We start from the raw sequence: 16,647 nt of genomic DNA, 5'->3' as shown, positions 1-16,647 counted from the left end.
AATCCTCAGCTTCATGCGCACCCTCGACAAACGCATTGCCCCGAACGTGAAACTCGCCGCGTCGCTCGTCGCACGCGCGCCGACGCTCACGCTCGCCTATGACGCGCGCTGCAAGAGCCGCCTCGCGGCGACGCTCGACAGCGGCGAGGCCGTCGCGGTCCTGCTGCCGCGCGGCACCGTGCTGCGCGACGGCGACGTGCTCGTCGCCGACGACGGCGCGCTCGTGCGCATCGCCGCGGCACCCGAAACCGTGCTGCTCGTGCGCGCGGCCGACCCGCTCACGCTGATGCGTGCCGCGTATCACCTCGGCAATCGTCATACGCCGGTCGAAATCGGCGACGGCTACCTGAAGCTCGAAGCCGATCCCGTGCTCGCGGACATGCTGCGCCGGCTCGGCACGCAGGTCGACGAAACGAGCGCACCGTTCCAGCCGGAGGCCGGCGCGTACGGCGGCGGCCACAAGCACGGGCACGACGCGACGTTCGCCGAAGACTACGCGCTCGCCCAGCAGGTGTTCGGCGAACACCACGGACACTCGCACTCGCACTCGCACTCGCACGATCACGATCACGATCACGATCACGATCACGATCACGATCACGATCATCAGCATGGTCCCGGCTGCACGCACGGCCACCCCGGTCATGACCACCACTGAACTCGTCGCGCTGCTGCACCTCGCATCGCCCGCATTGCCGATCGGCGCGTACAGCTATTCGCAGGGCCTCGAAGCCGCGCTCGACGCGAACCTGATCCACGACGCCGATTCCGCGCGCGACTGGATCGCCAGCGGCCTGACCGACGTGCTCGCGCACGGCGAGTTGCCGTTCCTCGCGCACCAGCTCAACCGCTGGCAGACGCACGACACGCACGCGCTCGTCGCCGAAAACGCGTGGTTCGTCGCGAGCCGGGAATCGGCCGAACTGCGCCGCGAAACCGAACAGATGGGCTGGTCGCTCGCGCAGCTGTGCGCGTCGCTCGAATGGGGCGACGCCGCCCGCCGCGCGACGCTCGCGTCGCTGTCGCCGGTCGCGCTACCGACCGCGTTCGCATATGCGGCGGCCGCACACGACGCCAGCGCCGACGCGACGCTCGCCGCGTACGCATTCGGCTGGGTCGAGAACCAGACGTCCGCCGCGCTGAAGGCCGTGCCGCTCGGCCAGCTCGCCGGGCAACGCATCATCGTCGCGCTGCGCGGCGCGATCGACGCGGCCGTGCGCCGCGCGCTCGCGACGCCGCCTGACGCCGTCAACACGTTCGCGCCGCAGCTCGGCATCCTGTCCGCGCGGCACGAAACCCAGTATTCGCGGTTGTTCCGCTCCTGAACTTGATCCACGCCATGAACGCACCCGCTCCCTCCCCCGCCCGCCGCACGAAAAAACTGCCGCCGCTGCGCGTCGGCATCGGCGGCCCCGTCGGCTCCGGCAAGACCACGCTGCTCGAAATGCTGTGCAAGGCGATGCGCGACCGGTACGACCTCGTCGCGATCACGAACGACATCTATACGAAGGAAGACCAGCGGCTGCTGACGGTCGCGGGCGCGCTGCCCGAGGAACGCATCATGGGCGTCGAAACGGGCGGCTGCCCGCACACGGCGATCCGCGAGGACGCGTCGATCAACCTCGAGGCCGTCGACCGGATGCTCGCGCGCTTCCCGGATGCCGACATCGTGTTCATCGAGTCCGGCGGCGACAATCTCGCGGCGACCTTCAGCCCCGAGCTGTCGGACCTGACCATCTACGTGATCGACGTGGCCGGCGGCGAGAAGATTCCGCGCAAGGGCGGCCCCGGCATCACGAAGTCCGACCTGCTCGTGATCAACAAGACCGACCTCGCGCCGCTGGTCGGCGCGAATCTCGACGTGATGGCATCCGACACGCGGAAGATGCGCGGCGAACGGCCTTACGTGATGACGAACCTGAAGGCGCTCGACGGCGTCGCGGACGTGATCGCGTTCATCGAGAAGAAGGGCTTGCTGACGGTGTGAGCGGCATGGCGGCGGCTCGCGTCGCCGCCATGCGTGCGCGGGCGGCCTTGCGCCGCCCTTCGTCTATTCGTCTTCGGAAGCGGCGCCCAGCCCGCCCGGCAGCCCACGCGCACCGGCTTCGGCGGGCGGCAGCAGCGCGGCGAGCACGTCGACCGTGCGCGCGGTCGCGCCGCGGTGACGCGACGCGAAGGCCGCGCCGGCCGCGCCCATCGCGATGCGCCGCGCCTTGTCGGCGAACAGCGCGTCGAGCACGTGCGCGAGATCGAGCGGATCCGCGACCTGCATCGCCGCGCCGGCCGCGACCGCGTCCGCGGTCGCCTGCGTGAAGTTGAACACGTGCGGCCCGATCAGCACCGGCACGCCGACCGCGCACGCTTCGATCAGGTTCTGCCCGCCGAGCGGCAACAGGCTGCCGCCGATGAACGCGATATCGGCCGCCGCGTAGTACGCGCCGAGCTCGCCCATCGAATCGCCGAGCAGCACCGTCACGTCGTCGGCCAGCGGTTCGGCGGCCGGCCGGCCCGCCGCGAGCGCGGCCGCATCGGCCGCCCAGACGGAGCGCCGCACGCACTTGAGCCCGTTGCGCACGATGAGCGCCTCGACCTCGGCGAAGCGCTGCGGATGACGCGGCACGAGCACCAGCAGTGCGCCGGGCGTGCGCATTTCCGCGAACGCCTGCAGCACGAGTGCCTCCTCGTTCTCGCGCGTGCTGGCGGCGACCCACACCGGCCGCGCGCCGATCGCGTCGCGCCACGCATGGCCGCGCGCCGCGAGTTCCGGCGGCGTCGTCATGTCGAACTTCAGGTTGCCGAGCACGGTCACGTTGCGTGCGCCGAGCGACGTCAGCCGCTCCGCATCGGCCGGGCTCTGCGCGAGCACGCGCGAGAAGCCGCCGAACACGTCGCGCGTCGCCGCGCCGAACTTCGCCGCGCGCCGGAACGAACGCGCGGACATCCGCGCATTGGTCAGCACGAGCGGCACATCCGCGCGGCGGCACTCGTCGATCAGCGTCGGCCACACCTCGGTTTCCATCACGAGACCGAGCGTCGGCCGCCATGCGCGCAGGAAGCGCCGCACCGCGCCCGGCATGTCGTACGGCAGGTAGCAGCGCAGCACGCGATCGCCGAAGATCTGTTCGCCCGTCGCGCGGCCGCTCGGCGTCATGTGCGTGAGCAGGATGCGCGCATCGGGGCGCGCATGCATCAGCGCGTCGATCAGCGGCTGCGCGGCGCGCGTCTCGCCGACCGACACTGCATGCACCCAGATCAGCGGCGCGCGATCGTCCGGCGAGCGGCCCGCGACGCGGCCGAAGCGCTCGCCGATATGCTCGCGATAGCCGCGCTCCTTGCGCGAACGCACATAGAGCCGGATCACGGCGGCCGGCGCGACGAGCCACCACAGCGCACGATAGATCGTCCTCAGCATGCGGCCGCCCTCGAGTGACGTCGAAGCAGAGGCGCGCTCAAACCAGCGCCCTGCCCGTCAGGCGTTCGAGAATGCCGAGCGGCGCGCACTCGCGGCGCACCATCGCGTCGACCGGCAGGAAGAAGGTCTGCTCGAGCATGAACTGGCCGGACATCACAGCGTGCGAAGTCTGATCCGAGAAACATATCCACACGCTGCCCGGCGGAAACGGCATCGTCTGCTGCGGACACGTCTTCTGATAGTCGAGGTCGGCCTTCATCCCGTCGTGCAGGTTCAGCATCAGGTGGTCGTACGCGCTGCGCGGCGATTTCGTCACGTGCAGCAGGTTCAGCAGCCACGCCGAGCCCGGGAACTGCGGCCGGATCTTCGGCAGGAAGCGCTTCGCGACGTCCTCGAACGGCTCGCCGACGCGCCACACGCGCGGCGCGCCGGCCGGGTTCACGTTCGTGAACACGCGCAGGATTCGCTCGCCGTAGTTCGGCCGCGACGGGAATGCGTCGACGTGCAGGCGGCTATCGTCCTTGCGCCACGACGTCTGGCGCGTTTCGACCTGCATCAGCCGCAGGCTCGTCGGCGCGACGCGCAGCTTGCCGCGGTATTCGGGAAAGAGGCCGTCGACGAGCGTGCCGGCCTGCTGCTGGAAGCGCGCGACGAGCGCGCGCACGGCCGATTGCGTGACGCTGTCGCCGAGCACGCCGGCGAGCGCGCCGCCGTTCGGCGCGAGGCTGATGTTCTTGCGTTTCGGATCGGCGAGCGCCGGATCGAGCAGCGCTTCCTCGCCGCCTTCGATCGCGAAGCGCAGATGCGGGAAATACAGCACCTTGCCTTCCTCGACCGCGGCGAGCAACTGCTCGCGCGGCGCCGACAGGTTGTGTCCGCTCCAGTCGGCGGACGGGACTTCGATGATCTGGGATTCGCTCATGATCGGTTCGCGTGTGGACAGCGTTACAGGAGACCGAAGCCCGCGAGCGCCGACTTCACCTGCGCGATCGACGGGGGCTGCCCCGCCGTGCCGAGATTGACGACGTTCGGCGACCAGTAGCCGCCGGTCCGCCAGGCCGTCGCGAAATTGTACAGTTCGACCGTCGGACGCTTCAGCGCGGCCGCGATGTGAACCAGACCTGTATCAACCCCGACCGTCGCGGCCGCGCCGTCGATCAGCCCGACCACGGCCGGCAGCGACAGCTTCGGCGGCACGATCGCCGCCGCGCCGAATTCCTTCGCGAGTCGCTCGCTGGTCGCGCGCTCCGCGTCGTTGCCCCACGGCAGCACGAGCGATGCACCGCGCCGCACGAGCGCCTGGCCGAGCTCGATCCAGGCGGCATCCGGCCACTGCTTGTCGGCGCGCGACGTCGCATGGACGAACACGACGTACGGCACCGGCAGGTTCAGGCCGAGCGCGGCCACCGCGAGCGCCGCCGCCCGCGTGTCGAGGCCGAATTCGACCGGATCGGCCGGGGTCGGCGCCGGGTCGTCCAGCGCGGCCGCGACGAGTTGCCGCGAGCGCTCGACCACGTGCGTGCGCGGCGCGATCGGCACGCGCTTGCGGTAGAAGAAGCGCACCGGCCATTCGTAGCCGGCGCCGTCGGTGCGGTTGCCGAGCCCGACGAGCGGGCCGCGCGCCCAGCTCGCGACCCAGGCCGTCTTGATGAGGCCCTGGCAGTCGATCACGAGATCGTACTGCTCGGCCGCGAGGCGCCGGCGGAATGCGCGGATCTCGCGCCACGTCGCGCCCGAGAACGGCTTCTTGCGCCAGCGGCGCAGCGAGAACGGCAGCACGTCGCGCACGCCGTCGACGAGCCGCACGAGGTCGACGAAGCTTTCCTCGACGAGCCAGTCGATCTGCGCATCGGGGTGACGGCGCCGGATATCGGCGATCACCGGCATGTTGTGCACGACGTCGCCCAGCGACGACACGCGCACGATCAGGATCTTTTGCACGCTGAAAAAACGCCGGCTGGCAGCCGGCGACAGACATAAAGGGGGGATTTTATCCCGGCCGACGGGCCGGACAGACAAAAAGCGGCCGCGCGCCCGGGGCGCGCGCCGCTTTTCGGGATAAACACGGCCGATGAACGGGCCGTCGTACGGGCGGCCCGCCGGCCGCCGGCGCTCAGAACGGCAGCTTGACGTCCGGCTTCGCGGCCGTCAGCACGCGGCGGAAGTCTTCCTGGATGCGCTTGAGCCCTTCCTGCGTCTCGGCTTCGAAGCGCATCACGACGACCGGCGTCGTGTTCGACGAACGCGCGAGGCCGAAGCCGTCCGGGTACTCGACACGCAGGCCGTCGATCGTCACGACTTCGTCGGCGCCGTCGAACTTCGCCTCTTTCTGCAGTTGCTCGATCAGGCGGAAATTCTCGCCTTCGTCGAGCCAGAGCTGCAGTTCGGGCGTGCTCATCGCGTCCGGCAGGCTGTTGAGCAGCGCGCTCGGATCGGCCGTCTTCGCGAGAATCTCGAGCAGGCGCGCGCCGGTGTACAGCCCGTCGTCGAAGCCGTACCAGCGATCCTTGAAGAACACGTGGCCGCTCATTTCACCCGCGAGCGGCGCACCCGTCTCGCGCAGCTTCGCCTTCACGAGCGAGTGCCCCGTCTTCCACATCAGCGGCTCGCCGCCCTTCGACTTCACCCACTGCGCGAGGTGGCGCGTGCACTTCACGTCGTAGATGATCTGCGCGCCCGGATTGCGCGACAGCACTTCTTCCGCGAACAGCATCAGCTGGCGGTCCGGATAGATGATCTGGCCGTCCTTCGTGACGACGCCCAGGCGGTCGCCGTCGCCGTCGAACGCGAAGCCGATCTCGGCGTCGGTGTCCTTCAGCGCCTGGATCACGTCCTGCAGGTTTTCCGGGTGGGCGGGATCGGGGTGGTGGTTCGGGAACGTGCCGTCGATGTCCGTGAAGCGCTCGACGAGCTCGCAGCCGAGCGCCTTGAACAGGCGCGTCGCGAGCGGGCCCGCGACACCGTTGCCGGCGTCGACCACGAGCTTCAGCGGCCGCGCGAGCTTCACGTCGCCGACGATGCGTGCGATGTACTGATCGGCGACGTCGATTTCCTCATAGGTGCCGCTGCCCGTCTCGAAGCGCTCGTCGACGATGCGGCGATACAGCGCCTGGATCTGCTCGCCGTAGATCGCGGCGCCGCGCAGCACCATCTTGAAGCCGTTGTAGTCGGGCGGGTTGTGGCTGCCCGTGACGACGATGCACGAATCGACGCGGCGCTCGCCGCCCTTCAGCGCCAGCGGCACGTTCGCCGCGAAATAGCCGACCGGCGTCGGCACCATGCCGACGTCGACGACGTCGACCCCGGCCGCACGCAGGCCGTCGGCCAGTGCGCCGACGAGTTCCGGCCCGGACAGGCGGCCATCGCGCGCGACGACGACCGCATCGCCGCCCTGCGCACGCACTTCGCTACCGAATGCGCGGCCGATCCCGCGCGCCGTGTCGACGTCGAGTGTCTTGCCGACCACGCCACGGATGTCATATGCCTTGAAGATGGATTGGGAGATCATCGATTCTCTTCTCTCTCAGTTGCGTGCATGGAAAATTGTCTGGCTTGGCTGGCCGCCTCTCGCCGGTGCCGCGCATGATACAGGCGGCCCGTAAAACAAGGAGCGGAACGGCTGGAGCGGTCGCGATCCCACTTATAATCGCGGGTTTTGATGACGCGCATATCGCCCATTTTAATGCCTAGCCGCTCCGCCGCCGCCCACCCGCCGCTTCCGGCCGCCTCCCGCGCGCGCAGCCGCCGCCGCGCATGCTGAAGCGCTTCGGCAACCCGGACGTCGCGAAGGCCGTCGCGAACCTCGTCTGGCTGGGGCTCGAACGGCTCACGCAGATCGGCGTCGCGATCGCGATCAGCGGCCTGCTGGCCCGTTATTTCGGGCCAGATGTGTTCGGCAAATGGCAGTATGCGAATACGCTTCTCCTGGTGCTGGCGCCGCTCACCTGGGTGTGCGGCGCGGAAATCCTCGTCCCGACCATCGTCCAGCGCCCGTCGCCCCAGCTCGGCGCGGTACTCGGCAGCGCGTTCGTGCTGCGCATCGCCGTGTCGGTCGCCGCGCTCGCCGCGACCTGGATCGCGATCGCCGCGGGCGCGTTCGACCCGCTGGTCGGCGCGATGCTCGCGGGCCTCGCGGTCACGATGGTGTTCCGCGAGCCGTTCGTCGGCGTGATCAACGCGTGGCTGCAGAGCATGACCTACAGCAAGCCGCAGCTCGTCACCAGCATGGTCACCGCGCTCGCGAAGGCGCTGCTCGTGTGGCTGCTGGTGCGTGCCGCCGCCGGCCCTGCCCGCTTCGCGTGGCTGTGGGCGCTGGAAGCCGCCGCGATCGGCCTCGCGCTGCTGCTGTACTACCGCCATCGTAACGGCGGCGCGCTCGGCTGGACGTTCGACACATCGCTGTTCCGGCACTTTGCCACGGCCGGCACCGTGTTCTGGCTCGGCCTCATCTGCATGTACCTGTTCCTGAAACTCGACCGCCTGATGCTCGAGCGCCACGTGTCGTTCGCCGATCTCGGCCGCTATTCGGCCGCGCAGCAGCTCAACGAGAACTGGATCACGCTCGCGCTGATGCTCGCGCAAACCATCGCGCCCGCGTTCGTCTACCGCGTGCAGGACGTCGCGCGGCTGCGCCGCAACATCGTCCGGCTGATCGCGATGACGGCCGGCCTGATGACGGCCGGCGCGCTCGTGCTCGACGCGGCCGCCCCGCTGATCGTCGGCAAGGTGTTCGGCCGCGGCTACGAGGCGTCGGTCGACATCTTCCGCTGGGCCGTCTGGCTGTCCGTGCCGGCCGGCATCGAGGCGATAGGCAATCTTATCGTTCTCAAATATCAAGCAAAATTCGTGTTGCTCACGAAATGGCTGCTCGCGCTGGCGATCGCCGCGCTCGTCAACCTGTTCGCGATCCCGCGGCTCGGCCTGTACGGCGCGCTCGTCGGGCTGGCGGCCGGCTACCTCGCCGCCGCCGCCGTCAACTTTTATTACATCCGTTTCAAGCTGCGAACATGACGCCCCCCGATTGCCCGCCCCCGCTCGACGACGTGGCCGTGCTGATGCCGGCCTACAACGGGCACGACGACGTCGTCCGGACCCTCGCGTCGTTTCGCGAGGATGCGCGCGTGCACGTGCTGATCGTCGACGACGGCAGCACGCCGCCGATCGTCGCGCCCGACCTGCCGGGCCTGTCGATCGACGTGCTGCGCATGCCGCAGAACGGCGGCATCGAACGCGCGCTGGCGGCCGGCATCGACGCGCTCGCCGCGCGCGGCTTCCGCTATGCGGCCCGCATCGATGCGGGCGATCTCGCCGCGCCGCAGCGCTTGGCGAAAGAACGTGCCTATCTCGGCGCCCACCCGCGCGTGGCCTGCGTCGGCATGTGGACGCAGGTCGTGTCGCGCGCCGGCGAGCCGCGCTTCATGCTGACACCGCCCGCCGATCCGCGTACGCTGCGCCGCACGCGCTTCCTGCGCTCGCCGCTCGTGCATCCGTCGGTCATGTTGCGCATCGACGCCGTGCGCGAGGTGGGCAACTATCGGGCGCAGTACCGCGCGGCCGAGGATCTCGATCTTTTTTTACGGTTAATGCAACGCTACGATTGCGCGAACCTGCCGGAACTCGGCCTGTATTACGAGCTTAACGAGGGCGGGATCAGCGCGACCAAACGCCGGCGCCAGCTGGTGTCGACGCTCACGCTGCTGTTGCGCCACTTCAACGTGCTGAACCCGTACGACTGGGCCGGCCTCGCCAAGAACCTGCTGCATTTCGTGACGCCGTACCGTACGCTGCAGCGCATCAAGCAGACGCTGTTCGCCGCGCGGCCGTCCGCCTGACGCGCATCCGGCCCGCTCGCCCATTTCGACGCTTTATTTTTTCTTTTTTTCATGTCCGCCACCTCCCCGCTGCGCATCGCGCTCGTCTGCAACACGGCCTGGGCGATCCATACGTATCGCCACGGGCTGATCCGTGCGCTCGTCGCGCGCGGCGCCGAGGTCATCGTGATCGCGCCGCACGACCGCACGGTGCCACTGCTCGAGCAGATGGGCTGCCGCTACGTGGCGCTCGCGATCGCGTCGAAAGGCACGAGCCCGCGCGAGGATCTCGGCACGCTCGCCGCGCTCGCGCGCCACTACCGCGCGCTGCGGCCCGATCTCGTGTTCCATTACACGATCAAGCCGAATATCTACGGCTCAGTGGCCGCGTGGCTCGCGCGCGTGCCGTCGATCGCGGTGACGACCGGCCTCGGCTACGTGTTCATCCAGAAGAGCCGCGCGGCGAGCGTCGCGAAGCGCCTGTACCGGTTCGCGTTCCGCTTCCCGCGCGAGGTGTGGTTCCTGAACCGCGACGATCTCGCGACCTTCACCGACGAGCGCTTGCTCGCGCATCCCGAGCGCGCGCGGCTGCTGCACGGCGAAGGCGTCGATCTCGAACAGTTCTCGCCCGTGCCGCTGCCGGGCGGCGACGCGCCCGTCTTCATCCTGATCGGCCGGCTGCTGTGGGACAAGGGCGTGCGCGAATACGTGGAAGCCGCGCGTCTCGTGCGCGAACGCTTCCCGAACGCGCGCTTCCAGTTGCTCGGGCCGCTCGGCGTCGACAATCCGAGCGCGATCGGTCGCACGGACGTCGACGCGTGGGTCGACGAAGGCATCGTCGAGTATCTCGGCGAAGCGCACGACGTGCGCCCACATATCGCGGCGGCCGATTGCGTCGTGCTGCCGTCGTACCGCGAAGGCGTGCCGCGCACGTTGATGGAAGCATCGGCGATGGGTCGCCCGATCGTCGCGACCGACGTGCCGGGCTGCCGCGACGTCGTCGCCGACGGCGAAACGGGCTTCCTGTGCCGCGTACGCGACAGCGCGAGCCTCGCCGAACAACTGAATCGCATGATCGCGCTCGGGCCGCAAGGCCGTGCGGCGATGGGCGTACGCGGCCGGCACAAGGTCGCGGCGGAATTCGACGAACAGCAGGTCGTCGAACGCTACAGGGAGACCATCCATTCGTTGACGGGATTCACACTCTGAAGGAGCGCATCAGCATGACCGCTAAAGGCACCATCCTCGTTACCGGCGGCGCGGGCTACATCGGCTCGCACACGGCCGTCGAGCTGCTCGACAACGGCTACGACGTCGTGATCGTCGACAACCTCGTGAACAGCAAGGCCGAATCCGTGCGCCGCATCGAGCGGATCACGGGCAAGACGCCCGCGTTCCACCAAGTCGACGTGTGCGACGAAGCCGCGCTCGCGAAGGTATTCGACGCGCACCCGATCACCGGCACGATTCACTTCGCGGCGCTCAAGGCCGTCGGCGAATCGGTCGCGAAGCCGCTCGAGTACTACCAGAACAACATCGGCGGCCTGCTCGCCGTGCTCAAGGTCATGCGCGAGCGCAACGTCAGGCAGTTCGTGTTCAGCTCGTCCGCGACCGTGTACGGCGTGCCCGAGCGCTCGCCGATCGACGAATCGTTCCCGCTCGCCGCGACGAACCCGTACGGCCAGTCGAAGCTGATCGCCGAGCAGATCCTGCGCGATCTCGAAGTCTCGGACCCGTCGTGGCGCATCGCGACGCTGCGCTACTTCAACCCGGTCGGCGCGCACGCGAGCGGGCTGATCGGCGAGGATCCGGCCGGCATCCCGAACAACCTGATGCCGTACGTCGCGCAGGTCGCGGTCGGCAAGCTGGAAAAGCTCCGTGTATTCGGTTCGGATTATCCGACGCCGGACGGCACCGGCGTGCGCGACTACATCCACGTCGTCGATCTCGCGAAGGGGCACATCGCCGCGCTCGACGCACTGGCCAAGCGCAACGCGAGCTTCGTCGTGAACCTCGGCACCGGGCAAGGCTACAGCGTGCTGGAAGTCGTGCGTGCGTTCGAGAAGGCGTCGGGCCGGCCGGTGCCGTACGAACTCGTCGCGCGCCGTCCGGGCGACATCGCCGAGTGCTATGCGAATCCGCAGGCCGCGGCCGACATCATCGGCTGGCGTGCGACGCTCGGCATCGAGGAAATGTGTGCCGACCACTGGCGATGGCAGGAGGGCAACCCGCGCGGTTTTGTATAATCCGCTGTCCATTTTTCGAGCGATCCCATGCTCAGCTTCGCGTCCGGCTTCATCGTCTCCTTGCTCGTCACGCTGTTCATCGTGCGCTACGCGCACCTTCACGAGAAATTCTCGATCGACAGCGACCTGGCCGGCGTGCAGAAATTCCACGTGCGGCCCGTGCCGCGCGTCGGGGGCATCGGGATCCTCGCCGGGGTCGTCGTGGCCGCGCTGGTGCTGTCCCGGCGCTATCCGACGATCTCCTGCAGCATTCTCGGGATCGCCGCGTGCGGGCTGCCGGCTTTCCTCTCCGGCCTCGTCGAGGACCTGACCAAGCGCGTGTCGCCGCGCGCACGGCTGCTCTGCACGATGGGCGCGGCCGCGCTGGCGTTCTGGCTGCTGGGCATCGCAGTCAAGCGCATCAGCGTGCCGCCGCTCGATTTCCTGCTCGGCTACGTGGCCATCTCGGCGTTCATCACGGTGCTCGCGGTCGCGGCGCTCGCGAACGCGATCAACATCATCGACGGGTTCAACGGGCTCGCATCGATGGTCAGCTTCATGATGTTCGCGTCGCTCGCGTATGTCGCGTTCCATGTGAACGACCCGGTCGTGATGTCCGCGTCGATCATCATGATGGGCGCGGTGCTCGGCTTCTTCCTGTGGAATTTCCCGGCCGGGCTGATCTTCCTCGGCGACGGCGGCGCGTATTTCATCGGCTTCATGCTCGCGGAGCTCGCGATCATGCTCGTGATGCGCAACCGCGAGGTGTCCGCGTGGTATCCGGTGCTGCTGTTCATGTATCCGATCTTCGAGACCTGCTTCTCGATCTACCGGAAGAAGTTCATCCGCGGGATGTCGCCGGGGATTCCGGACGGCGTGCATCTGCATATGCTCGTGTACAAGCGGCTGATGCGGTGGGCCGTGGGGACGAAGCACGCGCATGATCTGACGCGGCGGAATTCGTTGACTTCACCTTATCTGTGGCTGCTGTGCCTCGTCGCGGTGATTCCGGCGACGCTGTTCTGGCGGCATACGGTGCATCTGTTCGTGTTCGTCGTGCTGTTCGCGCTGACGTATGTGTGGCTTTATCTCAGCATCGTCAGGTTCAGGGCGCCGCGGTGGATGGTGGTGAGGAAGGAGCGGCGGGGGCACTGAGGAGCCGCGGCCGGCGTGTTGCCCGGCTCGCGCAGCCCGCCGCCGGGAACGGCGGCCGTGCGATATTCGGTCGCGAAGCGACGAGTGAAGCTGCTAGGCACCTGCTGTATTCGTGCTCCAGCGCGGCAGCGGCACATAGATCACGACGTTGCCGTCGTCCTGAACATAAGTCGCCGCGCCTGAATTGCCGCTGGTGCCGGAATACCAGAGCGGGACCCCCGTCGGACTGTAGACGACCAGATTGCCATCCGTTTGCATCGCCGCGAATGCGCCCGGATGACTATACGTACCGGAATTCCATTGCACAACGCCCTGGCGGAGCAGCACGAGATTTCCGTCTCCCTGCATGATCAGCACGTTCGCACCATTGCCTGAAGTAAAACTCTGGCCACTGCCGAGGGCAACACCGCCCTTCCATACGGCCGGGCCGGCCGGGGAGTTCGCATATCCGCTGGAAGCGGTCGATGTGGAGAATACCGGGACGAATGATCGGTAGATCACCAGATTGCCGTCGTCCTGCACGACAAGAAACTGGCTGTAGGACGTGCTGCTGGTCGCCGAGTTCCACAGCACATTACCGCTCGCGCCGTACACCACGAAGTTGCCATCGCCTTGGAAGGCGGCATACGCGCCGGGATTTCCGTAAGTGCCTGAATTCCACACCGCGGCACCATTGGTCGTGTTGTAAAGCACGAGGTTGCCGTCATTCTGCATGACCAACTGATGGCTTCTGGAACCCGAATATGCGATTTGCCCCGGCCTGAGCGTCGTACCTTGATTGATCACACCGCCGTAAATCGCCGCTGTCGGACCACATATCGCAGAATACATCGCGCTGACGTTCGGCGTGCCCCAGCCGGTCACGAAATCCCATCCCGAGCCTGCACCGTATGCGCCGTTCGATCCGTAGGTGATATCGCGAAAGATCGACGGCGTCTTGACCTGGGCGCTGTACAGCGTGGGCGCCGCAAAACCAAGATTCGTTGCGCAGGCCCCGGACAGCATGCGCGCCCAGGTCGCAGCAAACAACGGCGCGGACAGGCTCGTCCCACCCATTATCACGAGTTGTCCGCCCGCGACGACTGCTTCGCCGCTGTTCGGATCGGCGTCGAACGCGATGTCCGGCATGCCCCGAAAAGCGCGCCCCTTGAGCGCCGGAACATTCGACTGCCACGATGGAATCGGCTCGATACCGCTAATGCCGCCCCCACTGGAATCCCAGGCCGTCTCGCCTGCATAGCTGCCGTTCCCGTTCGTATAGAGCGTCGTGCCGCCAACGGCCACTACATACGGTGACGTTGCGGGATATTGCACCGATGTGCCACTGCAGCCGTATGCCACGCTGCCTGAATCGCCGGAGCTGACCGAAAAAGTCTGCCCCTGCGCGACGGCGAGTTGGAACAACGTGTCGATGACCGCCGTCGGCGCCCAGTTCTCGCACCCGCCGATCGACATGTTGATGACCCGAGCAGTGTTGTCGGTCACGGCGCGATTGATCGCCAGCGCCATATCGCTCCAGGCAAACGACCGCGCAACGTAGAAATTCAGTTGCTTGAGGCCGCCGGACATCCCGACGATGGTCTGGCTATCGAGCGACCATTCCGTGGTTGCGCTCGTGTCCCCACTCGACAGCCCGGCATGAATCACGGAAACGGGTACGGCAGGCAGGTGGTTATTGCTTTCGAACGTCGCCAAGTCGATGACGGACTGCGTCACGTCTCCTTCGGCAATGATGCCTACTGTGGTGTTCACCGCCGCCGGGGCACTGCCTACGGAATAGATGCGGGGAAAATCCGTCGGATTGTGACCCACCGCGACGGCGGAAGTCGTCGGCGATGCGTTCGCGGTCGGCGCGACGGCGGCATCGGAAGCGCGTACGAAATTGGGGTGCAGACGGGTCGCGGTATCGAGCCCGAGCACCCCTTGAACGACACCGCCGATCGCATTGGGCACCGTCTCCGGGGCGGTATTGATATGCGTGCTGGTGCCGTCCGCCATCGCGACCGGTACGAGCGTCGTCTGAAACACGCCCGATATCACGCCGGCCGGGGCATCGGCTTCGACGATCATGTTGTTGCCGGCCACGCTGATGTTCGTGAAGCCCTTACTTGCCAAGTAAGTCTTCACGGTGGCAACCTGGCCTGCGCTGGGTGCGTATTGTGCGGCGATCTGCGCGGAGGTCAGCACGGCCCCAAAACTCGCGCTTCCCGGAGTTCGCGCTTGCTGCAGAAAGCGGTTCAACCCGGCTTCGTCATTCAACTTGAGCACCAGCACAACATGGACCGGCGCCGTCGCGCTCATCGGCGCGGCGCTCACCACGTTGCCCGTGGCTCGCAGCGCCGATAGTTTGACCGCCTGCGCAGAAGTCGCAGCCGGACCAGCGTCGCCGCCGCCGCAGCCTGCCAGCGCGAGCACCATGAGCGCCGCGCCTATTCCCCTGACAAGTTGTTCCGTTTTCATCGAATTGGTATGGACCGTAGAGCCTCGTATTTGGCTGTTCGCCTTTTTTCTTTACGGCAATCGCACGGCTACCTTGAGGAAAACATAGGAAGGAATCGGTCGGTAGTCAATTGAATGCAGCCGGGTGGAACGCGGGGTGGAATAGAACAGGATGATCCGTACCCGAAATGGATGGCAACGCCGCGCGTGCATCCGCCGACGCCGAGATACAACCGGCGATCGGCATTCCGACACCCGGCGGCGCAGACCCGCCGCATTCCCCTGATCACTACGCACATGAGTCGATCTTGCCCGCCGCTAGTCGACCGAGTCATTCGACACTTTCCGCGGCGCACGATCCGGAGTTTGGCAGCCGGTGTGCGGGTCGCCGTATGGTTTCACTCCAGACGCAGTTGGTGGGAATTCGATCCCGATCGTGTAAGCGAAAAAACGGGAGACGGATCAGGGCCCACCCGAGATCCGCGATCTCGAACGGCTCACTCATATCGAGGACAGCCGCTGCGGCCCGTCTGCGATGCTGGTATTGTGGCAGCCGCATTTCGTTGTCGATAAACTGACGCCCGAACATAGCCGCGCCTGTGGATCGATATGCCCCGCCGGCCTTGTACTTATCGCGAGTCATCGTGAAGAAACCGCCTCTCCAAGGCGATCATCGATAGATCATCTTCGACTAAATCGTGTTCGACTATTTCACTACGCCCAGATTTCAAAACGAGCCGCGCAACGGCGAGAAGTCGCTTGCGGTCATGCATATCCCGAAAACGGCAGGCACATCAGTAGTCACCGGCATATCGCAAACCTTGCAAACGAATGACGAAGTTCGAGGAATCGATCGACTACTGCTCGGCGCATTCGATCGACTTTCGGAGTTCGATGATGAGGTTGCACGCACGATTCATCTTGATGAAAGCAAGATGCCGGAATCGAAGCTGATCATGGGCCACTTCTCTTATCACACTTTGACGAGTCGATACCCTCGCGCCCAATTACTGACTTTCCTTCGTGAGCCGTTATCCCGCCTGATGTCTCATTGGGTGTACTGGCGATGTATGTCGGACGAATATCTTGTGCGGTGGGGAAGTTGGCGAGATTGCATCAAACTATCGCGCGGCACCCTTAAAGACTTCCTGACGGATCCACGCATTGCGTGCCAAACGGACAATCTGGCCACACGCATGCTATTGTGGCCGGACGAGCGTATCGGCAATGATTCGTTCATCGCCCGCGATCAGGAGCCCAGATTACTGAAAGATGCACTGAACCGGCTCAACTCAGTCGCTTATAGCGATATTATCGAGAATCCTCAGTTCCATCAAAATTTGAGTCGATGGTTTAACACCGATCTGCCGATGATGCATCTTAATCCAACTGCACGCGTGCCGGAAAATATGCGAATTCGTCTCGACAAGGAACTCGATCAAGAGACTCTGTCATTGCTGGATGACCGGTGCAGGCTCGATGCGAAACTCTGGTCCCTGCTGGCGATACGTCGACTCCCCAAGGGCGCGAATATACCGTCGCTCCAGCGTCAAATCACCATGCGAGCAATTGCACGATACGGGGCACTACTAGCACCGTAACGCCA

General features: G+C 66.3%; 14 protein-coding genes. 9 read left to right on the top strand and 5 right to left on the bottom strand.

The window, feature by feature from the left end:
* Positions 1-13 precede the first annotated feature (13 nt).
* The 3 genes from ureE to ureG are packed head-to-tail and all read left to right on the top strand — an operon-like array spanning position 14 to position 1,987.
* Positions 14-658 carry an urease accessory protein UreE gene (gene ureE / locus QZM72_RS11375; protein ID WP_301738092.1) on the top strand — a complete coding sequence of 215 codons (645 nt, stop codon included), beginning with the start codon at positions 14-16 and terminating at the stop codon, positions 656-658.
* Positions 645-1,325, top strand: a complete 681-nt coding sequence (locus tag QZM72_RS11370) for an urease accessory protein UreF (RefSeq protein WP_089466830.1) — start codon at positions 645-647, stop codon at positions 1,323-1,325. The genes ureE and QZM72_RS11370 overlap by 14 nt, the downstream gene beginning before the upstream one ends.
* 14 nt (positions 1,326-1,339) lie before the next feature.
* The gene (ureG, locus tag QZM72_RS11365) at positions 1,340-1,987 is read left to right on the top strand and encodes an urease accessory protein UreG (protein WP_058901948.1); all 648 of its coding nucleotides are present in this window, start codon (positions 1,340-1,342) and stop codon (positions 1,985-1,987) included.
* A 63-nt stretch (positions 1,988-2,050) separates the two neighbouring features.
* Here ureG and waaA read toward each other — a convergent pair whose 3' ends face one another.
* The 4 genes from waaA to QZM72_RS11345 form a co-directional block, all read right to left on the bottom strand.
* Positions 2,051-3,412: a lipid IV(A) 3-deoxy-D-manno-octulosonic acid transferase gene (waaA, locus tag QZM72_RS11360; protein ID WP_301738091.1), complete on the bottom strand. Its 1,362-nt coding sequence runs from the start codon at positions 3,410-3,412 to the stop codon at positions 2,051-2,053.
* 37 nt (positions 3,413-3,449) lie between these two features.
* Positions 3,450-4,334 (bottom strand): Kdo hydroxylase family protein, encoded by an 885-nt coding sequence (locus tag QZM72_RS11355; protein ID WP_006485119.1) that lies wholly within the window; start codon positions 4,332-4,334, stop codon positions 3,450-3,452.
* Between the two features lie 23 nt (positions 4,335-4,357).
* Positions 4,358-5,353: a lipopolysaccharide heptosyltransferase I gene (waaC, locus tag QZM72_RS11350; RefSeq protein ID WP_226241113.1), complete on the bottom strand. Its 996-nt coding sequence runs from the start codon at positions 5,351-5,353 to the stop codon at positions 4,358-4,360.
* Positions 5,354-5,525: 172 nt separating this feature from the next.
* A complete protein-coding gene (locus tag QZM72_RS11345; RefSeq protein WP_089466827.1) occupies positions 5,526-6,920 on the bottom strand; it encodes a phosphomannomutase/phosphoglucomutase in 1,395 nt (464 codons plus the stop codon).
* A gap of 245 nt (positions 6,921-7,165) precedes the next feature.
* Between QZM72_RS11345 and QZM72_RS11340 the strand changes: the two genes are divergently transcribed.
* Genes QZM72_RS11340 through QZM72_RS11320 form a run of 5 tightly spaced genes read left to right on the top strand, consistent with a single transcriptional unit; the run spans position 7,166 to position 12,602 of the window.
* On the top strand, positions 7,166-8,422 hold the full coding sequence (locus QZM72_RS11340) for a lipopolysaccharide biosynthesis protein (protein WP_301738090.1): 1,257 nt from the start codon (positions 7,166-7,168) through the stop codon (positions 8,420-8,422).
* Complete coding sequence (locus QZM72_RS11335; protein ID WP_089466825.1) at positions 8,419-9,243, top strand: glycosyltransferase; 825 nt, start codon at positions 8,419-8,421, stop codon at positions 9,241-9,243. Before QZM72_RS11340 ends, QZM72_RS11335 begins: the two co-directional genes overlap by 4 nt.
* Before the next feature lie 51 nt (positions 9,244-9,294).
* Positions 9,295-10,431 (top strand): glycosyltransferase family 4 protein, encoded by a 1,137-nt coding sequence (locus tag QZM72_RS11330; RefSeq protein ID WP_089466824.1) that lies wholly within the window; start codon positions 9,295-9,297, stop codon positions 10,429-10,431.
* A gap of 14 nt (positions 10,432-10,445) precedes the next feature.
* Positions 10,446-11,468, top strand: coding sequence for a UDP-glucose 4-epimerase GalE (galE, locus tag QZM72_RS11325; RefSeq protein WP_089466823.1), 1,023 nt, complete (start codon positions 10,446-10,448; stop codon positions 11,466-11,468).
* A gap of 27 nt (positions 11,469-11,495) precedes the next feature.
* The gene (locus QZM72_RS11320) at positions 11,496-12,602 is read left to right on the top strand and encodes a glycosyltransferase (RefSeq protein ID WP_089466822.1); all 1,107 of its coding nucleotides are present in this window, start codon (positions 11,496-11,498) and stop codon (positions 12,600-12,602) included.
* Positions 12,603-12,695: 93 nt separating this feature from the next.
* On the opposite strand, the gene QZM72_RS11315 is transcribed toward QZM72_RS11320, so the two are convergent.
* Positions 12,696-15,062 (bottom strand): protease pro-enzyme activation domain-containing protein, encoded by a 2,367-nt coding sequence (locus QZM72_RS11315; protein ID WP_301738089.1) that lies wholly within the window; start codon positions 15,060-15,062, stop codon positions 12,696-12,698.
* Positions 15,063-15,739: 677 nt separating this feature from the next.
* Between QZM72_RS11315 and QZM72_RS11310 the strand changes: the two genes are divergently transcribed.
* A complete protein-coding gene (locus QZM72_RS11310) occupies positions 15,740-16,642 on the top strand; it encodes a sulfotransferase family 2 domain-containing protein (protein ID WP_144030057.1) in 903 nt (300 codons plus the stop codon).
* Positions 16,643-16,647 lie beyond the last annotated feature (5 nt).

It is taken from the genome of Burkholderia sp. AU45388, from assembly GCF_030481585.1.
Lineage (GTDB): Bacteria > Pseudomonadota > Gammaproteobacteria > Burkholderiales > Burkholderiaceae > Burkholderia > Burkholderia sola.
This window is presented reverse-complemented; position numbering and strand designations above follow the sequence as displayed.

Bases quoted from the DNA above. Each gene is read 5' to 3' on its own strand.
- ureE (WP_301738092.1), top strand. From the start codon at position 14: ATGCGCACCCTCGACAAACGCATTGCCCCGAACGTGAAACTCGCCGCG.
- QZM72_RS11355 (WP_006485119.1), bottom strand. From the start codon at position 4,334: ATGAGCGAATCCCAGATCATCGAAGTCCCGTCCGCCGACTGGAGCGGA.
- ureG (WP_058901948.1), top strand. From the start codon at position 1,340: ATGAACGCACCCGCTCCCTCCCCCGCCCGCCGCACGAAAAAACTGCCG.
- QZM72_RS11340 (WP_301738090.1), top strand. From the start codon at position 7,166: ATGCTGAAGCGCTTCGGCAACCCGGACGTCGCGAAGGCCGTCGCGAAC.
- QZM72_RS11320 (WP_089466822.1), top strand. From the start codon at position 11,496: ATGCTCAGCTTCGCGTCCGGCTTCATCGTCTCCTTGCTCGTCACGCTG.
- QZM72_RS11315 (WP_301738089.1), bottom strand. From the start codon at position 15,062: ATGAAAACGGAACAACTTGTCAGGGGAATAGGCGCGGCGCTCATGGTG.
- QZM72_RS11345 (WP_089466827.1), bottom strand. From the start codon at position 6,920: ATGATCTCCCAATCCATCTTCAAGGCATATGACATCCGTGGCGTGGTC.
- QZM72_RS11370 (WP_089466830.1), top strand. From the start codon at position 645: ATGACCACCACTGAACTCGTCGCGCTGCTGCACCTCGCATCGCCCGCA.
- QZM72_RS11330 (WP_089466824.1), top strand. From the start codon at position 9,295: ATGTCCGCCACCTCCCCGCTGCGCATCGCGCTCGTCTGCAACACGGCC.
- QZM72_RS11335 (WP_089466825.1), top strand. From the start codon at position 8,419: ATGACGCCCCCCGATTGCCCGCCCCCGCTCGACGACGTGGCCGTGCTG.
- waaA (WP_301738091.1), bottom strand. From the start codon at position 3,412: ATGCTGAGGACGATCTATCGTGCGCTGTGGTGGCTCGTCGCGCCGGCC.
- galE (WP_089466823.1), top strand. From the start codon at position 10,446: ATGACCGCTAAAGGCACCATCCTCGTTACCGGCGGCGCGGGCTACATC.